Source organism: Bradyrhizobium sp. 164 (genome assembly GCF_023073715.1).
GTDB lineage: Bacteria > Pseudomonadota > Alphaproteobacteria > Rhizobiales > Xanthobacteraceae > Bradyrhizobium.
In genome coordinates this window covers 196,639-212,754 of record NZ_JADPKA010000110.1, presented here as the reverse complement: position 1 = coordinate 212,754, position 16,116 = coordinate 196,639, and the positions used below count along the sequence as shown (strand labels likewise).

The following is a 16,116-nucleotide window of genomic DNA, read 5'->3' as shown; positions in this document are numbered from 1 at the left end:
GAAACCCCTCACCCGTCTCGCCGCTACCGCGAGCCACCCTCTCCCACAAGGGGAGAGGGCAAGAACGGTTGCCGCACCGCGCGTCGGCTGGTAAACGCCGCGCATGGCCGAGAAACCCAAAAAACCCCAGAAATTGAAGGCGCGCCTGCCGCGCGGGCTCGAGGATCGCGATCCCGCCGCGATCCGGGCGACGCGCGAGATGGTCGAGAAGATCCGCGCTGTTTACGAGCTCTATGGCTTCGAGCCGGTGGAGACGCCGGCGATGGAATTCACCGATGCGCTCGGCAAATTCCTGCCCGACCAGGACCGTCCGAACGAGGGCGTGTTCTCGTTCCAGGACGACGACGAGCAATGGATCAGCCTGCGTTACGATCTGACCGCGCCGCTCGCCCGCTACGTCGCTGAAAACTTCGACACGCTGCCAAAGCCCTATCGCAGCTACCGCGCCGGTTACGTGTTCCGCAACGAAAAGCCCGGTCCCGGACGCTTCCGCCAGTTCATGCAGTTCGATGCCGACACGGTCGGCTCGGCGACGCCGGCGGCGGATGCGGAGATCTGCATGATGGCGGCTGATACGATGGAGGCGCTCGGGATTGCACGCGGCTCTTACGTCGTGAAGGTGAACAATCGAAAAGTGCTCGACGGTGTTCTGGAAGCCATCGGGCTCGGCGGCGACGACAACGCGGCACGCAGGCTGACCGTGCTCCGCGCGATCGACAAGCTCGACAAGTTTTCCGCCGACGAAGTGCGCAAATTGCTCGGTCCCGGACGATGGGACGGCGGCGAAGAGGGCAAGGGCGACTTCACGAAAGGCGCCAATCTGAGTGCGGCGGAGGCTGACGTTGTTCTCGCCATCACCAAGCAGCGCGATGATTGGAAAGAAGCTATCGCCGCCGCAGAAACGTACCTCGCCAAGAGCGAAGTCGGTCAGGCCGGCGTGAGCGAGCTGGAAGAAATTGCCAAGCTGGTCATGGCTTCGGGTTACGGCGCGGACCGCATTCGCATCGATCCCTCCGTTGTGCGCGGCCTCGAATATTACACCGGCCCTGTCTACGAGCTCGAACTCCTGCTCGACACCAAGGACGAGAAGGGCCGCCCGGTGCGCTTCGGCTCGGTCGGCGGCGGCGGACGTTATGACGGCCTCGTCTCGCGCTTTCGCGGCGAGCCGGTGCCGGCGACTGGCTTCTCCATCGGCGTGTCTCGCTTGCAGGCCGCACTGACGCTGCTCGGCAAGCTCGACACGCGGCCGGAATTCGGGCCCGTCGTCGTCACCGTGTTCGACCGCGACCGCGTCGCCGACTATCAGAAGATGGTCGCTTCCTTGCGCACCGCCGGCATCCGCGCCGAGCTCTATCTCGGCAATCCCAAGAACATGGGCAATCAGCTCAAATATGCCGATCGCCGCAACGCGCCCTGCGTCGTCATCCAGGGCTCCGACGAGAAGGCGCGCGGCGAGGTTCAGATCAAGGATCTGATAGAAGGTGCCAAGGCCGCCGCTGCGATCGCCTCCAACCAGGAATGGCGCGAGAGCCGCCCGGCGCAATTCTCGTGCAGCGAGGCCGATCTCGTCGCCAAGGTGCGCGAGGTCCTGGCGCGCCATGACGTGAGCTGGGGCTAGCCATTCGCTCCATTCGTCATGCGCGGGCTTGACCCGCGCATCCATCTTCCAAATGATGGATTGCCGGATCGAGCCCGGCAATGACGAATAGATGATGAACGACGAGCAGGGAGAAGACGATGCCTGAGATCACAATCAGCATGGCCGAAGGCCGCACCGACGAGCAGAAGGCCGGCATGATGCGCGACATCACCCAGGCGCTCGTGAAGAATCTCGGCGTCGACGCCGATGCCGTCGTTATCCAGATCAACGAGGCCCCGCTGCGCCACAAGATGAAGGGCGGCAAGACCTTTGTTGAGCGCGCGGCGGCTGCGAAGAAGTGACGCGTTAGCATCATTCCGGGGCAGCCCGTCAGGGCTAATCTCTGGCTTCCGCGTTCGCGCTTTGCGCCTGGAATGACGAGAAAGAATATGGACGCACGCGACTTCATCACGATCGGCATGAGCGCAGAGCGCACGCTGGTGGTGCCGGTGGAGCGCACGGTCGGGCATTTCGTGCCCGGCATGCCGTTTGTTTATGCGACGCCGATGATGATCCTCGAGATGGAGATGACCGCAAGCGATGCGATCCGCTCCGCGCTTCAGCCCGGGTGGGTCACCGTCGGCACCGAGGTCGACATCCGCCATCTGGCGGCAGCTCGCGTCGGTGCGACGGTGCGGACCACAGCGAAAGTCGTCACGGTCGAGCGCCGCGTCATCCGGTTCGAGGTCGAGGCGTTCGAGAGCACCCGCAAACTCGGCGAGGGCCGCCACGCGCGCGGTCTCGTCAATGTCGAGATGTTCAACAAGCGACTAGGAGCGTAGTTGCGAGTCCGTTAGCTACTTCGCCAATTCCTTCGACCGCTTCGTCGCGGCCGCAATTGCGCGGATCATCAACTCGCGCAGTCCGGGCTCGCCCATCAGCACGTCGAGGGCGGCAGCGGTGGTGCCACCGGGAGAGGTGACGTTCTGGCGCAGCGTGCTTGAAGCAAGCTCGGACTGGTGCAGCAGCTCGCCGGAGCCGGCGACGGTCTCGCGCGCAAGCCTGGTCGCCAGCGCCTCGGGCAATCCCGCTTCCACACCGGCGCGCGCGAGCTCCTCGGCGAGCAGGAAGACATACGCGGGCCCTGAGCCGGAGACTGCGGTGACCGCGTCCATGAGGCCTTCATCCTCGACCCATTCCACCGAGCCGGTGGCGCGCAGCAGCGCATCGGCCACCGCGCGCTGAGCCGAGCTGACGTGTTGTGCGGCGACGGCGACGGTGATGCCGCGGCCGATCGCGGCCGGTGTGTTCGGCATCGCGCGCATCACGGCGCCGCCGCAGACCTCTTCAAGCGAGGCGATGGTGGTGCCTGCCATGATCGAGACCACCGACGTCTTGTCCGAAACGAATGGTTTCAGCTTGGCGCCGGCCTCGCGGAACATCTGAGGCTTCACCGCGACGACCAGCGTCTCGACCGTGCCCGCCGCTTTCATGTCAGGATTGAGCGCAACGCCCTTGGCGGCAAGCGCGGTGATCTCGGGCGAGAGGTGCGGATCGATCACCGCAACGCGGCGCGGATCGAGCCCGCCCGCCAGCCATCCGCTCAGCATCGCGCCGCCCATCTTGCCGGCGCCAGCGAGGAGGATGGTGCCGGTGATGTTTTGGAGGGTGTTGTTCGCCATCGCTGCTGCCAAATCCGTCGTCCAGGCCAAGCCAGGACCCATGACCCCAAGTGGTTCTAGTGGATGGAGGGCAGAGCAACAAGCATCGCGAGATACGGAGAGTCCCCGCGGTATGGATCCTGGATCTGCGCGACGACAGCGCTTCGCGCCGTCATCGCTTGTCCAGGACGACGAAGGATGGGCGATGCCCTCCTCACGCGCTGGGGAGCGAGGCGCCCTACGCCTCGCCCACCGTGTCGAACATCGCCGCGTCCATGGCTTGCGCGGTGGTCTTGCCGGCCCACACCACGAACTGGAACGCCGGAAAGTAGCGCTCGCAGGCGTGGATGGCGCCTGCGAGCATGGCTTCGCATTGCGCGGTGGAGGCAGTGAGGCCGCCCGGCAGCACCAGCGCTTGGCGGTGCATGATCATGCCGGTGTTGGTCCACAGGTCGAAATGGCCGACCCACAATTGCTCGTTGACCGCGGCGACGAGCCGCTGCACCTCGCCCCGGCGCTGCAGTGGGATCTTCATGTCGAAGGCGCAGGCCAGATGCAGCGCCTCGATTTCGCCCATCCAGGTGAAGGAGAGCTGGTAATCGGTCCATTGTCCCTTCGAGACAATCGTGAGTTCGTCTTCGCCGGAGCGTTCGAACGGCCAGTTGTTGCTGGCAGCGATATCCTCGACCACCGCGAGCGGATGGCTCTTGGAATCGATAGTGCCTTCGAGCAGGGACATGCCGTCTCGACCTCTTGCCTTCTTGTTGTTTTGATACGCACGCGGTTGGCCCGGCGCGCGCTCCCTAAACGTCGCTACGGCGATCCCTAGGGTCGCTCTTGCGATCCCTTCGGATCAGCGCGGGCCTGTCGCGGATCAAGTGATGTGATTTGCGGAATCTGCGCAACCGCGTCCCGAGTCCGTCCACAAGCCAGGACTCGTTCGTCCACAGCTCATCTCCGCCACAATTGTTAACGGGGAGAGGCAAAACCGGACGAGGGAGAACAAACCGGAATCGCATTCGGGCGGCCGGCGCCAATTGCTAATTCCGTCCCGCGAGGGCCGCTCCCACCGCGACGGCATGGGACCATGCGCTTTGCCCATGCGGAACGCGCTTGCCGCAACGGCTCGCCGGCGGCATATTTGCTGGCAGGCCGTTCATCCCGAACGGCCGATGTTCTCAGGGCGGGGTGAAAGTCCCCACCGGCGGTAAGGGCCGAAAGGCCCAAGCCCGCGAGCGCCTTCCCCGAGGTTCTTTCCTGAAAAGGATTTTGCCGAAGGGAAGGGTCAGCAGATTCGGTGCAACTCCGAAGCCGACGGTCAAAGTCCGGATGAAAGAGAACGGTCGGTGGCAGACGCATCGCAAGATGCGGCTGTTTGTCGTTCCGTGTGCCCTGATTCTGGTCCTTAAACCGAGGAAAGCCATGAATCAGATGTTGCAAGATCCCCAAGTCCAAACCTCCACAGTCGAAACTGAAGTCGCCGAACCGCCGGTTCCGCAAGGACCCGCGCCCGAACACCCGCGCTTCGCAAAGCCGCAGCGGGTGGCCTTCGTGCAGGCCTGCTGGCACCGCGACGTGGTCGAGGAGGCCCGCCTCGCCTTCCTGAAGGAGGCAGAAGCGCGGCACCTCACCCATGTCGACGTGTTCGAAGTGCCCGGCTCGTTCGAGATCCCGCTGCATGCGCAGGTCCTCGCCAAGACGCGCCGCTACACCGCGATCGTTGCGGCCGGACTCGTCGTCGATGGCGGCATCTACCGCCATGAATTCGTCGCCGACACCGTGATCAAGGCGCTAATGGACGTGCAGCTCCGCACCGAGGTGCCGGTGTTCTCGGCCGTGCTGACGCCGCAGCAATTCCACGAGACCGAGGTGCACTACGACTTCTTCCGCAAGCATTTTGCGATCAAGGGCACGGAGGTCGCGGCCGCCTGTGCGGAGACATTGCTCGGCCTGGAACGTCTGCGCGGCCAGGTCGCGGCGGGGATCGTGGGGTAGGCAGACTGCCGTAGGGTGGGCGAAGCGCAAGCGTGCCCACCAGCTTCATCGAAAGAGAAAGGTGGGCACGGCGCTTTGCGCCTTTGCCCACCCTACGAGACTGAAGTCATTCCGGGGGCTCGCGTAGCGAGAACTACGGTGCGCAGTTGCGCACCTAAGAATCTCGAGATTCCGGGTTCGGCGCTGACGCGCCGCCTCGGAATGACAATAAAGAAATCAGTCGAACAGGCTCGACACCGACTCTTCGGCGGCCGTGCGCGCGATCGCGTCGGAGATCAGGCTGGCGATCGGCAGCGTGCGGATGTTCGGCGCCTTGGTCACCGCCTCGGTCGGCAGGATCGAGTCGGTGATCACCAGCTCCTTCAGCCTGGAGCCGGAGATGCGGGCCGCCGCGCCGCCGGAGAGCACGCCGTGAGTGATGTAGGCGTAGACGTCCTTGGCGCCCTTGGCGATCAGCGCGTCGGCCGCGTTCACCAGGGTGCCGCCGGAATCGACGATGTCGTCGACCAAGATACAGGTGTAGCCGGCGACGTCGCCGATCACGTTCATGACCTCGGACTCGCCCGGACGCTCGCGGCGCTTGTCGACGATCGCGAGCGGGGTGTTGATGCGCTTGGCGAGGCCGCGCGCGCGGGCCACGCCGCCGACGTCGGGCGAGATCACCATCACCTTGGAGAGATCGAACTTCTCCTTGATGTCGCGCACCATCAGCGGCGCCGCGTAAAGGTTGTCTGTCGGGATGTCGAAGAAGCCCTGAATCTGGCCGGCATGCAGGTCGAGCGTCATGACGCGGTCGACGCCCGCCTGCGTGATCAGATTGGCCACGAGCTTGGCCGAGATCGGCGTGCGCGAACCCGATTTGCGGTCCTGCCGGGCGTAGCCGAAATAGGGCAGCACCGCGGTGATGCGGCGCGCCGAGGAGCGGCGCAGCGCGTCGGTGATGATCAGGAGCTCCATCAGATGGTCGTTCGCTGGGAACGAGGTCGACTGGATGACGAAGGCATCCGAGCCGCGGACGTTCTCCTGGATCTCGACGAAGATCTCCATGTCGGCGAAGCGCCGCACCACCGCCTTGGTCAGCGGCAGGTCGAGGCCCTGCGCAATGGCCTGCGCCAGAGCCGGATTGGAGTTGCCGGCGACGAGCTTGATGGAGCCGTTTTTGGCCGACATGGACGCTTCCTCCCGCGCTTTGCTGGATACGACCTTCAACATCCTACGAATACCCATTGGAAGCACGGTTACGACGGGCGAGGAAATATCAGGCCGGGGGCTCGAATGGCAACCCGGGACGCTACGTTTTCCCTTCGAAAATCCTGAGTCGGGCCAACGGTTTGGCCGTAACTTGGGCCCGTGGTTTAGCGGGGGTTATGGCTCGGCGTAGCCGAGCGCCGTGGCCGGCATGTCCGGCGCGGGCGCGACCGGAATGATGGTCGCCACGGCCGGTCCCCGCAGGCCTGGAGCTACGCCTGAGGCATCCGGCGTTCCGTTGATCATGTTGGAAAGTCCGCTGAATCCGGCCTGGGCGATCTTTCGCAGCACCAGGTCGTCGGCAGCGCCCCAGGGGTCGCGGCCGCCCTTGGCGGACGTGGGTTCCTCGCCGGAGAGGCGCAGCGCCCGCTGCTGGTTGGCGTCGTAGACGTCCCAGACCCATGCAATCATGGTCTTGCCGCGCACGATTTGAGCCGAGAGGTAGCTGCGCACGCGATAGGCCGCCGTGCCCTCGCGGGAGACGACGGACAGACTGCGCAGCTTGGATTCGCTGTCGAGCACACCGACCATGCGGTCGAACACCTGCGGCGGCGGGCCGTCGATCGATTCGAAGGCGACCGTTGCGCCCGAGCCACCGTTCGGCGCCATCGCATAGGAATTGCTCGGCGCGTTGCCGCCGGCGCAGCCGGCAAGCATGGTCGCAGCCGCCAGCAGCATGACCGCCAGCACGCGTGCGCCCGCGCGACGCGGAAAAGATGACGCTTCCCTCATTATGGAGGGCAGCGATATCGTTAAAATCGATTAAGGTCTAGGGCAGGCTAGCCACAAACAGCACCGTCATCCCGGGACAACAGCGTGTTGCTCTTGTGTTCACGCTTCGAGCGCGATGGCATGAATGTGGCGACCGTAGTCCGGCTCCTTGCGATGCACCGAGCGGCGATAGCTGAAGAAGCGCTCATCGGCATAGGTGTCGAGACCGAGATCGTCGACCATCAGGATGCCGGAGGCTTCCAGCCGCGTCCGGATGAAGCCGGCGAGATCGAACATCGCGTGGCTCTCGCGTACCGACGGGATGAAGAACATCGCGTTGTCCGCATCCGCCTCGATGAAACGCGCCACGAACTCGTTGCCGACTTCGTAGCTCTCCTGCCGGATCAAGGGGCCGATCGCCGCGATGATGCCGTCGCGCGTGGCGCCGAGCTTCTCCATCGCCGAGATCGTTGCTTCCAGCACGCCTGATAGCGCGCCCTTCCAGCCGGCATGCGCACCGCCGATCACGCGCGCATTGGGGTCGACGAATAGCACCGGCCCGCAATCGGCGGTGGAGATGCCGAGCGCAATCCCGGATGTCCTGGTGACAAGCGCATCGCCCTTCGGCCGCGGCCCGTTCGGCCACGCGCGATCTACGACGAGCACGTCGGGCGAATGGATCTGGTGCAGGCTGAGAAAACGCTCCGGTGCGACGCCGACATGCTCGGCCATGCGACGGCGGTTTTCGGCGACGTGGGCCTGATCGTCGTTGGAGCCGAGCCCGCCGTTCAGCGCGGAATAGATGCCGCTGGAGACGCCGCCCTCGCGGGTGAAGAAGGCATGACGCAGGCCGGGCACGGCCGACAGCAGCGACGAGGCAAGCGTCATGAGGCTTCTCCGGCGCGTTCGAGATCGCTGAGACCGGCAAGACCGGTCAAACCTGGCTCGGAGATGCCGAGCACCTTGAACATCGAGCCCATGCCGCCGCGCCCCGTATCGGTCAGGCGCTTGAGCGCCACCGAAATGTCGGTTGCGACTTCGGGCGTAGCCTTCTGCATCAGCGCCGCCGCGCGGGTCTCAATGCCGATGCGCTTGAGGAAGTCGCCCTGCGTCACCGGCCCGTGCACGCGGGCCCCGACATCCTCGGCCGCACGCGCCAGCGCCTGGAAGTCGACATGGGCGGTGACGTCGGCTTGGCCCGGGGCCTTCAGGGGATCGGTGAAGCTGTGGCGCGCGATCGCCTGAAACGTATCGCCGGCATCGCTGCGCAAATGGCCGTAGTCGATGATCAGCGCCGCGCCGTCCTGGTCGCGCACGCGCGTGGCGAGCTTCATGATCTCGCTGTCGGGCCGCCATTCGAACACGGCACCGACCGGCGCGGCGCGCACCAAGGGCGGCAGCAGCACGTCGAAGCGTGGCGTCGGCTCGGGCGCGGCGCCGAACTGAAGTTTTCCGTTGGGATCGATCTCGATCACGCGCTCGTGCCAGCCGTTCTCGTAGCGGATCATCTGATGGATCGGCAGCACGTCGAAATATTCGTTGGCGAGGATGATACTGGGACCTTCCGGCACCTCGTCGATGCTGTCGTGCCAGGCGATGTTGCGCACGTTCGCCAGCGTCGCACTCTGCCGCTCGCGCAACACCGGATTGACCTCGACCATGTGGATGTGGAGTGCCTGGTAGAGCGGCGGCAGCACGCGCAATGCGCGCAGCGCGTCCGCCATCATGGTGCCGCGGCCGGGGCCGAGCTCGATCAGCCGCAAAAAGTGCGGCGAGCCCATCTGCTTCCACACCGAGGCGGCCCACAGTCCCAAGAGCTCGCCGAACATCTGGCTGACCTCGGGCGCGGTGGTGAAATCGCCCTCACGCCCGAGCGGATCGCGCGAGACGTAATAGCCGTAGCGCGGGTGCATCAGGCACAATTCCATGTAGCGCCAGACCGGCATCGGGCCTGAGGATTTGATCAGCGCCTTGATCTCGTTGAGTAGCGGCGAGTCGGTCACGATCTATGTTCTCGGAATGAATTAACGAATGGCCTCGATGGGCTTCGGCGCGCCGCGCCTGACTGCCCATACAATAAGTATGGTGCCGACGATAAGCATCGGGATCGACAACAGCATGCCCATGGTTAACCCGCCCCACAGGAAGCCGAGCTGGGCGTCCGGCTCGCGAAAATGTTCGCCGGCGATCCGGGTCAGACCATAGATCAGGATGAAGGCGCCGAGGATCATGCCGGGCCGCTTCAGGGCACCGAAGCGGATCATGATCGCGAGCACCGCGAACAACAGGATGCCTTCCATGCCGGCCTCATAGAGCTGGCTCGGATGGCGCGGCAGCTGTGTGGGATCGTTCGGGAAGATCATCGCCCAAGGCAGGCTCGCATCGGTAGCGCGGCCCCACAATTCGCCATTGATGAAATTGGCGATGCGTCCGAGCAGCAGCCCGACCGGGGCGACCGCGGTGGTGATGTCGCCGAGCGACAGGATCGAGATGCCGTTGCGATGAGCAAACAACATTACCGCGACGACGCAGCCGAGGAAGCCGCCATGGAAGGACATGCCGCCCTCCCACAATTTGAAGATCGCGGCGGGATGGTCGATGAAGAACGGCAGATTGTAGAACAGCACGTAGCCGGTGCGGCCGCCCAGGATGATGCCGAGCGTGACCCAGAGGATGAAATCGTCGATCTGGAGCAGCGAGATCGGTGCGGGTCCGCCCCACAGACGCTGGTTCTTGAGGAGCGATCTCGCATAGAGCCAGCCGAACACGATGCCGCAGATATAGGCCAGCGCATACCAGCGGATCGCGAACGGACCGATCTCGAGGGCGATCGGCTTGAAGGCGGGAAAGTCGATGAGCAGAAAGGGCATCGCGCCTTCTATGGCTGAACGAGATTGCGGCGATCGAGCGCCAGCAGACGCCCAGTGATTCTTGTTATGCAGGGACGTTGAATACGATTGCAAGGAAACCGGGGCATGACAAGGATGCCCCCGCTCGGCCCTTGAACCGGCCCAGTCGGATTGCCATTGTGTTTCGGAGAATTCGCGCAAAGTTTATCGGAGGCAGCCATGACCCAGACCAGCAACCGGTTTTTCGACGAGATCGGCCGCCTGATGAATGACGCTGCCGGTGCCGCCCAGGGCGTCAAGCGCGAGTTCGACACGGTGATGCGCACCCAGGCGGAAAAATTCCTGCGCGACATGGATCTGGTCAAGCGCGAGGAGTTCGAGGCGGTCAAGGACATGGCCCGCCTCGCCCGCGAGGAGAACGAGGCGCTGAAGGCTAGGATCGCGGCGCTGGAGGCCAAGTTCGGCGGAACGCCGACGTAAGGCACGCGCTCTTACCTCCCTAGAGGGGGAGGGTCGCAGCGCATGCAGCGAAGCGGAATGCGGTGAGGGGTGGGGTGATCCCTCCCCACGGGCATCGCCTCGATGGCGAGACTGTCACCCCACCCCGGCGCTACGCGCCGACCCTCCTCCTCCAGGGGAGGATGGCACCCCATTCTCCTTGTCATTTCCGCATCTTCCGGGTAAAAGCCCGCCACGTCTGCAGCCCCCGCACCCCTGGAGGCTTGCTGCGGATGCTGCCATGGGCCGCGCTGCGGCCCATTAACTTTTGCAAAAACAAGGACTTAACGACATGGCGACGACCGTCAAGGAATTGAAGGCGACCGCACGTCCGAAGAGCGGCAAGGGGGCCGCCCGGGCTGAGCGTCGCGCCGGCAGAGTGCCCGGAGTGATCTACGGCAACAACCAGCCCCCGGTGACGATCTCGATTGAAGATCGCGAATTGCGTCAGCGCATCCTCGCGGGCCGGTTCCTGACCACGCTCGTCGACATCGACCTCGAGGGCAAGAAGCACCGCGTGATTCCGCGCGACTATCACCTCGACCCGGTCAAGGACTTCCCGATCCATGTCGATTTCATGCGGCTGGGCGAAGGCGCCACCATCCGCATCAGCGTTCCGCTGCACGTGGTGAAGGCGGAAGGCTCGCCCGGCGTGAAGCGCGGCGGCACCGTCAACATCGTCGCGCATGCGATCGAGCTGGAATGCGGTGTCGAGAGCATCCCGCAATACATCGAGGCTGACGTCGGTTCGCTTGAAATCGGTCACTCGCTGCATCTGTCCGACGTCAAGCTGCCGGCCGGCGTGAAGGCGCTGACCCGCGAGGACGCGACCCTCGTCACCATCGTGCCGCCGTCGGGCTACGCCGAAGAGCAGAAGGCGGCAGCTGCGGCTGCGGCGGGTGGTGCGGCTCCGGTCGCGGGTGCTGCTGCTCCGGCGGCGGCTGCGCCGGCTGCGGGTGCTGCTGCTCCGGCAGCGGCTGCCAAGGCTCCGGCCGGCGGCGACAAGAAGAAGTAATCTCTCAAAGCTGGCGCGCGGTCCCCAGGATCGCGCGCCGAGCGAGGGGCGCGCCGCGTCATGCGACTCTTTGTTGGGCTCGGCAATCCCGGCGCGAAATACGCACGTAACCGGCACAATATCGGCTTCATGGCCGTGGACGAGATCGCGCGGCGTCATGGCTTTGCGCCATGGCGCCGCCGCTTTCAGGGCGAGACCTCGGAAGGCATGCTCGGACCAGAGCGCGTGATCCTGCTCAAGCCCACGACCTACATGAACGATTCCGGTCGCAGCGTGCAGGAGGCGGCCGGCTTCTTCAAGATCGCGCTGGGCGACGTCAGCGTGTTCCATGACGAGCTCGAACTGCCGCCGGGCAAGGTGCGGGTGAAGATCGGGGGCGGCATTGCCGGGCACAACGGCCTGCGTTCGATCTCGGCCCATATCGGCAACGACTATCGCAGGGTGCGGCTCGGCATCGGACATCCCGGCGTCAAGGAGCTGGTGCACGGCCACGTGCTGTCGGACTTCGCCAAGAGCGACAACGAATGGGTGGCGACGCTCTGCGAAGCGGTCGCCGAGCACGCCCCGCTGCTTGCCAAGGGCACCGACGCGACCTTCGCCAACAGGGTGCACCTTGCTATGCAGGCAAAGGGATTTTTGATCAAGGACGACAACGGCAAGGAATAACGCTCGTGGGATTCAAATGCGGGATCGTCGGATTGCCGAATGTCGGCAAGTCGACCTTGTTCAATGCGCTGACCGAGACGGCCGCGGCGCAGGCTGCGAACTATCCGTTCTGCACCATCGAGCCGAATGTCGGCGAGGTTGCCGTGCCCGATCCGCGGCTTGAGAAGCTCGCCGCCATCGCCAAATCGGGTCAGATCATTCCGACCCGGCTGACCTTCGTCGACATCGCGGGCCTCGTGCGCGGCGCGTCCAAGGGCGAGGGCCTTGGCAACCAGTTCCTCGCCAACATCCGCGAGGTCGACGCCATCGCGCATGTGGTGCGCTGCTTTGAGGATTCCGACATCACCCACGTCGAGGGCAAGATCGCCCCGCTCGCCGACATCGAGACCATCGAGACCGAGCTGATGCTCGCCGACCTCGACAGCCTTGAGAAGCGTGTCGACAACCTCTCGAAGAAAGCCAAGGGCAACGACAAGGACGCCAAGGAGCAGCTCGACCTCGTCAACCGCACCCTGGTGCTGCTGCGCGACGGCAAGCCCGCCCGCCTCGTCGAGCGCAAGGCCGAGGAGGAGCGCGCCTTCTCCATGCTGGGGCTGCTCTCATCAAAGCCTGTGCTCTACGTTTGCAACGTCGAGGAAGGCTCGGCCGCAACGGGCAATTCGTTCTCCAAGGCAGTCGAGGAGCAGGCCGCCAAGGAGGGCGCCGTCGCCGTCGTCATTTCCGCCAAGATCGAGTCGGAGATCGCGACCATCTCGCGGGACGAACGCGCCGACTTCCTGGAGACATTGGGTCTCGAAGAAGCCGGTCTCGACCGTCTGATCCGCGCCGGCTACCGGCTTCTCGACCTCATCACCTATTTCACCGTGGGGCCGAAGGAAGCGCGCGCCTGGACCATCCATCGCGGCACCAAGGCGCCGGCGGCGGCCGGCGTGATCCACACCGATTTCGAAAAGGGTTTCATTCGCGCCGAAACCATCGCGTATGAGGATTACGTCGTCCTCGGCGGCGAAGCCGGCGCGCGCGATGCCGGCAAGCTTCGGCTCGAAGGCAAGGAATACGTCGTCGCCGACGGCGACGTGATGCATTTCAGGTTTAATACGTAATTTGAAGCGATCATTCCGGGCGCGCGTCTTGCGCGAGCCCGGAATGACAAGGCTCACCGCACCCCGCCGCCCTGGTCCCTGATCGCGCCGAGATGCTCGTTGATGCGGAAGACGATCAGGATCAGCTCGGCGAGGATGCGCGAGAACACCACGCCGACGACGACGCTCGCGATCGACGACAGCAGCACCAGGAAGCCGCCGAACGGACTGATCGCCATCGCAGCCAAGCCGGAGAAGACGCCGGAGAGGCCGAACAGGCAGATCAGCGCGATTACCAGCCAGTAGAAGGTCTTGATGATCGTCGGTGTGATGAAGCGGTCCCACTGAAACAGGTCGCTGAATGAAAACATCGTTCTCCCCAGGGCAAAGCGGCTTTTGCCAGATCCGGCTTTGCTAAATGATCCTGACTTTCGGCTGATCCGACTCAAGACCAACCCCGCTGCATCGAATGTAGCACGAGCCATGCGGGCCCGCGGGTTGAGATTGCCACAAAGTGCGGCCACAATCTGTCATTTCCGCGAACCAATCCCAAGATGACCCTGACCTTCGAAGATTTCCCGCCCGGGCGGTTCGGAACGTTCGGCCCGCGCCATGTCACTCGCGACGAGATTTTGGCCTTTGCTGCCGAGTTCGACCCGCAGCCGATGCACCTCGATGAGGAGGCGGCGGCTAGAAGCATGCTGCGCGGCCTGTCCGGTTCGGGGTGGCACCTCTGTTCGCTGATGACGCGGATGATGGCCGATGGTTTTATTACGCGCGCGGCTTCGCTCGGCTCGCCCGGCGTCGACGAGGTGCGCTGGTTGTCTCCGCTCCGGCCCGGCGACGACCTCATGCTCGACGTCGACGTCGTGGAGGCGCGCACTTCGAAAAGTCGCCCGGAGCTCGGCATCGTCAAGTTCAAATGCACCGTGCGCAACGCTGCGGGGCAGGCGCTCGCCGAGATGACCTCGCCGATCCTGATCAAGCGGCGCGAGGGGACGGCCTGATGCGGTTCTTCGAGGATATCGAGATCGGCCAGCGCCGCGAGATCGGCACCTATACGTTCACAGCGGAGTCCATCAAGAGCTTCGCCGCCAAGTTCGACCCGCAGCGCTTCCACCTCGACGAGGAGGAAGGCAAGAACTCGCTGTTCGGCGGGCTCGCCGCCTCCGGTTGGCATGTCGGCTCGGCCTGCATGAGCCTGCTTGTCGCCGACGGCCAGCGCTTGGCGCGGGAAGCCGCCTCGCGCGAGGAGGAAGTTGCGGTGTGGGGTCCGTCGCCGGGCTTTCGCGATCTGCGCTGGATCAGGCCGGTGCTTGCCGGCGACACGGTCGCCTACGTCAACGTCGTCATCGACAAGCGCACCTCCGCCTCGCGTCCCGGCTGGGGCATTCTGACGGCTCGCACCACCGGCACTAACCAGCGCGGCGAGGAGGTCTATTCCATCACCGCCTCAGCCTTTGTGCCGATGCGCACGAACGGTGGTTAGATCTGTTCCAGGATGAACGGTCCAATTGAGTGCGCGAGTGTTGCCCGCGCGCTATGGACGCGATTCGGCGTGGCTGTCATAAGCCTGCGCGATATGGTTACCGCGAAGCAGTTTGGCGGAACCAGTGAGGTGCTAACTAATTATGAACCTGTCGCTGTCTATTTGAAACGAATGGGCAGAGGACAGGGGACGAGGACCATGGCAGATCGCGGCGCACTCAAGTTTGTCGGATTCATCTTCGCGACCGCGACGCTGGCCGTGATGCTGGTTGCCGGCATGGTGGTGAAGGGCTATGCCGATGGCGCCTACACCCTGGAAGCCTCGACCGTGGAAGCCGCTCGGTAAGAGTTCGTTACTTGTCGGGGCCGCCGCGCGTCAGCGGCTGTAGACGAACGCCAGCACCGCGACCGCAACCACCAGCAATCCGACAAAGCGCAGCATGATCGTGCCGAGCTGATTCGGTGCCGGCCGCAGCGATATAGGGTCCGTGTTATCGGGCCGAATGCTTTCCATGACATGTCCCCCCGCCAGGCCGTAAGACGGCCATCGACGCTTGGCATTGGTCGCTGGGGAAGGATGGAGGGTTCAAACACCCTACGCTGTCACGCCCGTGCTGCCACATCCTCCGCTGTCGTGCCCCGCGAAGGCATCCAGTACGCCGCAGCCCCTCCGTATCCTGGCACTGTCTCGGAGTACTGGATCGCCCGCCTGCGCGGGCGACGACACCTATCATGTCGGCGCGTGTGCGCACCTATCACATGCCCCATGAATCAAAACCGCCGCGCTCCCCTTCCGGGAACGCGGCGGCCGATGATGCGGTGCTTCGCGGTCAGCTGTTGCGCAGGCCGTCGGCGGCGCGCTTCCACTGCGCGACGTTGTCGGCGATCATGCGGGTCGACTTCATCGCGGCCTGGCTGAGCTGGGCGTAGCCGGAGATCTCGCGCTGGACGCGCTGGCCTTCGGCATGGAGCAGGTCGCGCAGGCTCTCGAGCTCGGAGATCAAGTTCTCGATCTCGGCCAGCGAGGTGCCGGCGACGCGCTGGATCAGCGAGTTGACGTTGTTGACGGTGGCTTCGGCGCTCGGGTCGAGCGGCGGCGCGTCGGTGGTCGTCGATGCCGGACGGCGCAGATAGGCGATGTCGTTGCGGACGAAATCGCGGATGCCGGCCTCGACCTCGGTCACGGCGGCGAGGTTGGTGTCGACCGTCTCGGTCTCGGTGGTTTCGGTCTTTTCCGGACGCATGGCGTTCATCGTTATTCCCCTGTTCGCGTTGAGCGCGGCGCGAGTGTCCCCCGCACGACGACGTCTATTTTGGCGACTAG

General features: G+C 64.5%; 21 protein-coding genes and 1 riboswitch. Of the genes, 11 read left to right on the top strand and 10 right to left on the bottom strand.

Annotation, left to right across the window (positions count from 1 at the left end):
* Positions 1–103: 103 nt before the first annotated feature.
* The 3 genes from hisS (at position 104) to IVB01_RS33880 (ending at position 2,421) form a co-directional block, all read left to right on the top strand.
* Positions 104–1,618, top strand: a complete 1,515-nt coding sequence (hisS, locus tag IVB01_RS33890; protein ID WP_247277550.1) for a histidine--tRNA ligase — start codon at positions 104–106, stop codon at positions 1,616–1,618.
* 119 nt (positions 1,619–1,737) lie between these two features.
* On the top strand, positions 1,738–1,941 hold the full coding sequence (locus IVB01_RS33885) for a tautomerase family protein (protein WP_025033847.1): 204 nt from the start codon (positions 1,738–1,740) through the stop codon (positions 1,939–1,941).
* Between the two features lie 87 nt (positions 1,942–2,028).
* Positions 2,029–2,421 carry a hotdog domain-containing protein gene (locus IVB01_RS33880; protein WP_247277549.1) on the top strand — a complete coding sequence of 131 codons (393 nt, stop codon included), beginning with the start codon at positions 2,029–2,031 and terminating at the stop codon, positions 2,419–2,421.
* Between the two features lie 15 nt (positions 2,422–2,436).
* Here the strand turns inward: IVB01_RS33880 and proC are convergent, their stop codons facing one another.
* Together proC and IVB01_RS33870 are read right to left on the bottom strand one after the other, a co-directional pair.
* Positions 2,437–3,261, bottom strand: coding sequence for a pyrroline-5-carboxylate reductase (gene proC, locus IVB01_RS33875; protein WP_247277548.1), 825 nt, complete (start codon positions 3,259–3,261; stop codon positions 2,437–2,439).
* Positions 3,262–3,478: 217 nt separating this feature from the next.
* On the bottom strand, positions 3,479–3,979 hold the full coding sequence (locus IVB01_RS33870; RefSeq protein ID WP_247277547.1) for a YbjN domain-containing protein: 501 nt from the start codon (positions 3,977–3,979) through the stop codon (positions 3,479–3,481).
* 431 nt (positions 3,980–4,410) lie between these two features.
* A riboswitch (FMN riboswitch) is annotated at positions 4,411–4,585 on the top strand.
* Positions 4,586–4,662: 77 nt separating this feature from the next.
* Here IVB01_RS33870 and IVB01_RS33865 point away from each other — a divergent pair.
* Complete coding sequence (locus tag IVB01_RS33865; RefSeq protein WP_247277546.1) at positions 4,663–5,235, top strand: 6,7-dimethyl-8-ribityllumazine synthase; 573 nt, start codon at positions 4,663–4,665, stop codon at positions 5,233–5,235.
* Between the two features lie 216 nt (positions 5,236–5,451).
* Here IVB01_RS33865 and IVB01_RS33860 read toward each other — a convergent pair whose 3' ends face one another.
* The 5 genes from IVB01_RS33860 to lgt all read right to left on the bottom strand — a co-directional run bounded on the left by IVB01_RS33860 (position 5,452) and on the right by lgt (position 10,064).
* Complete coding sequence (locus tag IVB01_RS33860) at positions 5,452–6,405, bottom strand: ribose-phosphate pyrophosphokinase (RefSeq protein WP_247277545.1); 954 nt, start codon at positions 6,403–6,405, stop codon at positions 5,452–5,454.
* 195 nt (positions 6,406–6,600) lie between these two features.
* Positions 6,601–7,215 (bottom strand): hypothetical protein, encoded by a 615-nt coding sequence (locus IVB01_RS33855; RefSeq protein ID WP_247277544.1) that lies wholly within the window; start codon positions 7,213–7,215, stop codon positions 6,601–6,603.
* Between the two features lie 99 nt (positions 7,216–7,314).
* Positions 7,315–8,082 (bottom strand): peptidoglycan editing factor PgeF, encoded by a 768-nt coding sequence (gene pgeF / locus IVB01_RS33850; protein WP_247277543.1) that lies wholly within the window; start codon positions 8,080–8,082, stop codon positions 7,315–7,317.
* On the bottom strand, positions 8,079–9,197 hold the full coding sequence (locus IVB01_RS33845) for an SAM-dependent methyltransferase (protein ID WP_247277542.1): 1,119 nt from the start codon (positions 9,195–9,197) through the stop codon (positions 8,079–8,081). Before IVB01_RS33845 ends, pgeF begins: the two co-directional genes overlap by 4 nt.
* A 21-nt stretch (positions 9,198–9,218) precedes the next feature.
* Positions 9,219–10,064 carry a prolipoprotein diacylglyceryl transferase gene (gene lgt, locus IVB01_RS33840; protein ID WP_247277541.1) on the bottom strand — a complete coding sequence of 282 codons (846 nt, stop codon included), beginning with the start codon at positions 10,062–10,064 and terminating at the stop codon, positions 9,219–9,221.
* Positions 10,065–10,262: 198 nt separating this feature from the next.
* Between lgt and IVB01_RS33835 the strand changes: the two genes are divergently transcribed.
* The 4 genes from IVB01_RS33835 (at position 10,263) to ychF (ending at position 13,325) form a co-directional block, all read left to right on the top strand.
* Complete coding sequence (locus IVB01_RS33835) at positions 10,263–10,523, top strand: accessory factor UbiK family protein (protein ID WP_247277540.1); 261 nt, start codon at positions 10,263–10,265, stop codon at positions 10,521–10,523.
* 310 nt (positions 10,524–10,833) lie between these two features.
* Entirely contained in the window at positions 10,834–11,556 is a 723-nt protein-coding gene (locus IVB01_RS33830; protein ID WP_247277539.1) for a 50S ribosomal protein L25/general stress protein Ctc, read from the top strand.
* Between the two features lie 60 nt (positions 11,557–11,616).
* Positions 11,617–12,222: an aminoacyl-tRNA hydrolase gene (pth, locus tag IVB01_RS33825; RefSeq protein ID WP_247277538.1), complete on the top strand. Its 606-nt coding sequence runs from the start codon at positions 11,617–11,619 to the stop codon at positions 12,220–12,222.
* 5 nt (positions 12,223–12,227) lie between these two features.
* Positions 12,228–13,325: a redox-regulated ATPase YchF gene (ychF, locus tag IVB01_RS33820; protein ID WP_247277537.1), complete on the top strand. Its 1,098-nt coding sequence runs from the start codon at positions 12,228–12,230 to the stop codon at positions 13,323–13,325.
* Positions 13,326–13,378: 53 nt separating this feature from the next.
* Here ychF and IVB01_RS33815 read toward each other — a convergent pair whose 3' ends face one another.
* The gene (locus tag IVB01_RS33815) at positions 13,379–13,675 is read right to left on the bottom strand and encodes a DUF4282 domain-containing protein (protein WP_247277536.1); all 297 of its coding nucleotides are present in this window, start codon (positions 13,673–13,675) and stop codon (positions 13,379–13,381) included.
* 183 nt (positions 13,676–13,858) lie between these two features.
* On the opposite strand from IVB01_RS33815, the gene IVB01_RS33810 reads away from it, so the two are divergent.
* The 3 genes from IVB01_RS33810 to IVB01_RS33800 all read left to right on the top strand — a co-directional run bounded on the left by IVB01_RS33810 (position 13,859) and on the right by IVB01_RS33800 (position 15,138).
* On the top strand, positions 13,859–14,311 hold the full coding sequence (locus IVB01_RS33810; RefSeq protein ID WP_247495205.1) for a MaoC family dehydratase: 453 nt from the start codon (positions 13,859–13,861) through the stop codon (positions 14,309–14,311).
* Positions 14,311–14,793: a MaoC family dehydratase gene (locus tag IVB01_RS33805; protein WP_247277534.1), complete on the top strand. Its 483-nt coding sequence runs from the start codon at positions 14,311–14,313 to the stop codon at positions 14,791–14,793. Before IVB01_RS33810 ends, IVB01_RS33805 begins: the two co-directional genes overlap by 1 nt.
* A gap of 198 nt (positions 14,794–14,991) precedes the next feature.
* Positions 14,992–15,138, top strand: a complete 147-nt coding sequence (locus tag IVB01_RS33800) for a hypothetical protein (protein ID WP_027545961.1) — start codon at positions 14,992–14,994, stop codon at positions 15,136–15,138.
* 30 nt (positions 15,139–15,168) lie between these two features.
* Here the strand turns inward: IVB01_RS33800 and IVB01_RS33795 are convergent, their stop codons facing one another.
* Positions 15,169–15,306 (bottom strand): hypothetical protein, encoded by a 138-nt coding sequence (locus IVB01_RS33795; protein ID WP_247277533.1) that lies wholly within the window; start codon positions 15,304–15,306, stop codon positions 15,169–15,171.
* A 316-nt stretch (positions 15,307–15,622) separates the two neighbouring features.
* A complete protein-coding gene (locus IVB01_RS33790; protein ID WP_247277532.1) occupies positions 15,623–16,045 on the bottom strand; it encodes a hypothetical protein in 423 nt (140 codons plus the stop codon).
* Between the last annotated feature and the right edge of the window lie 71 nt (positions 16,046–16,116).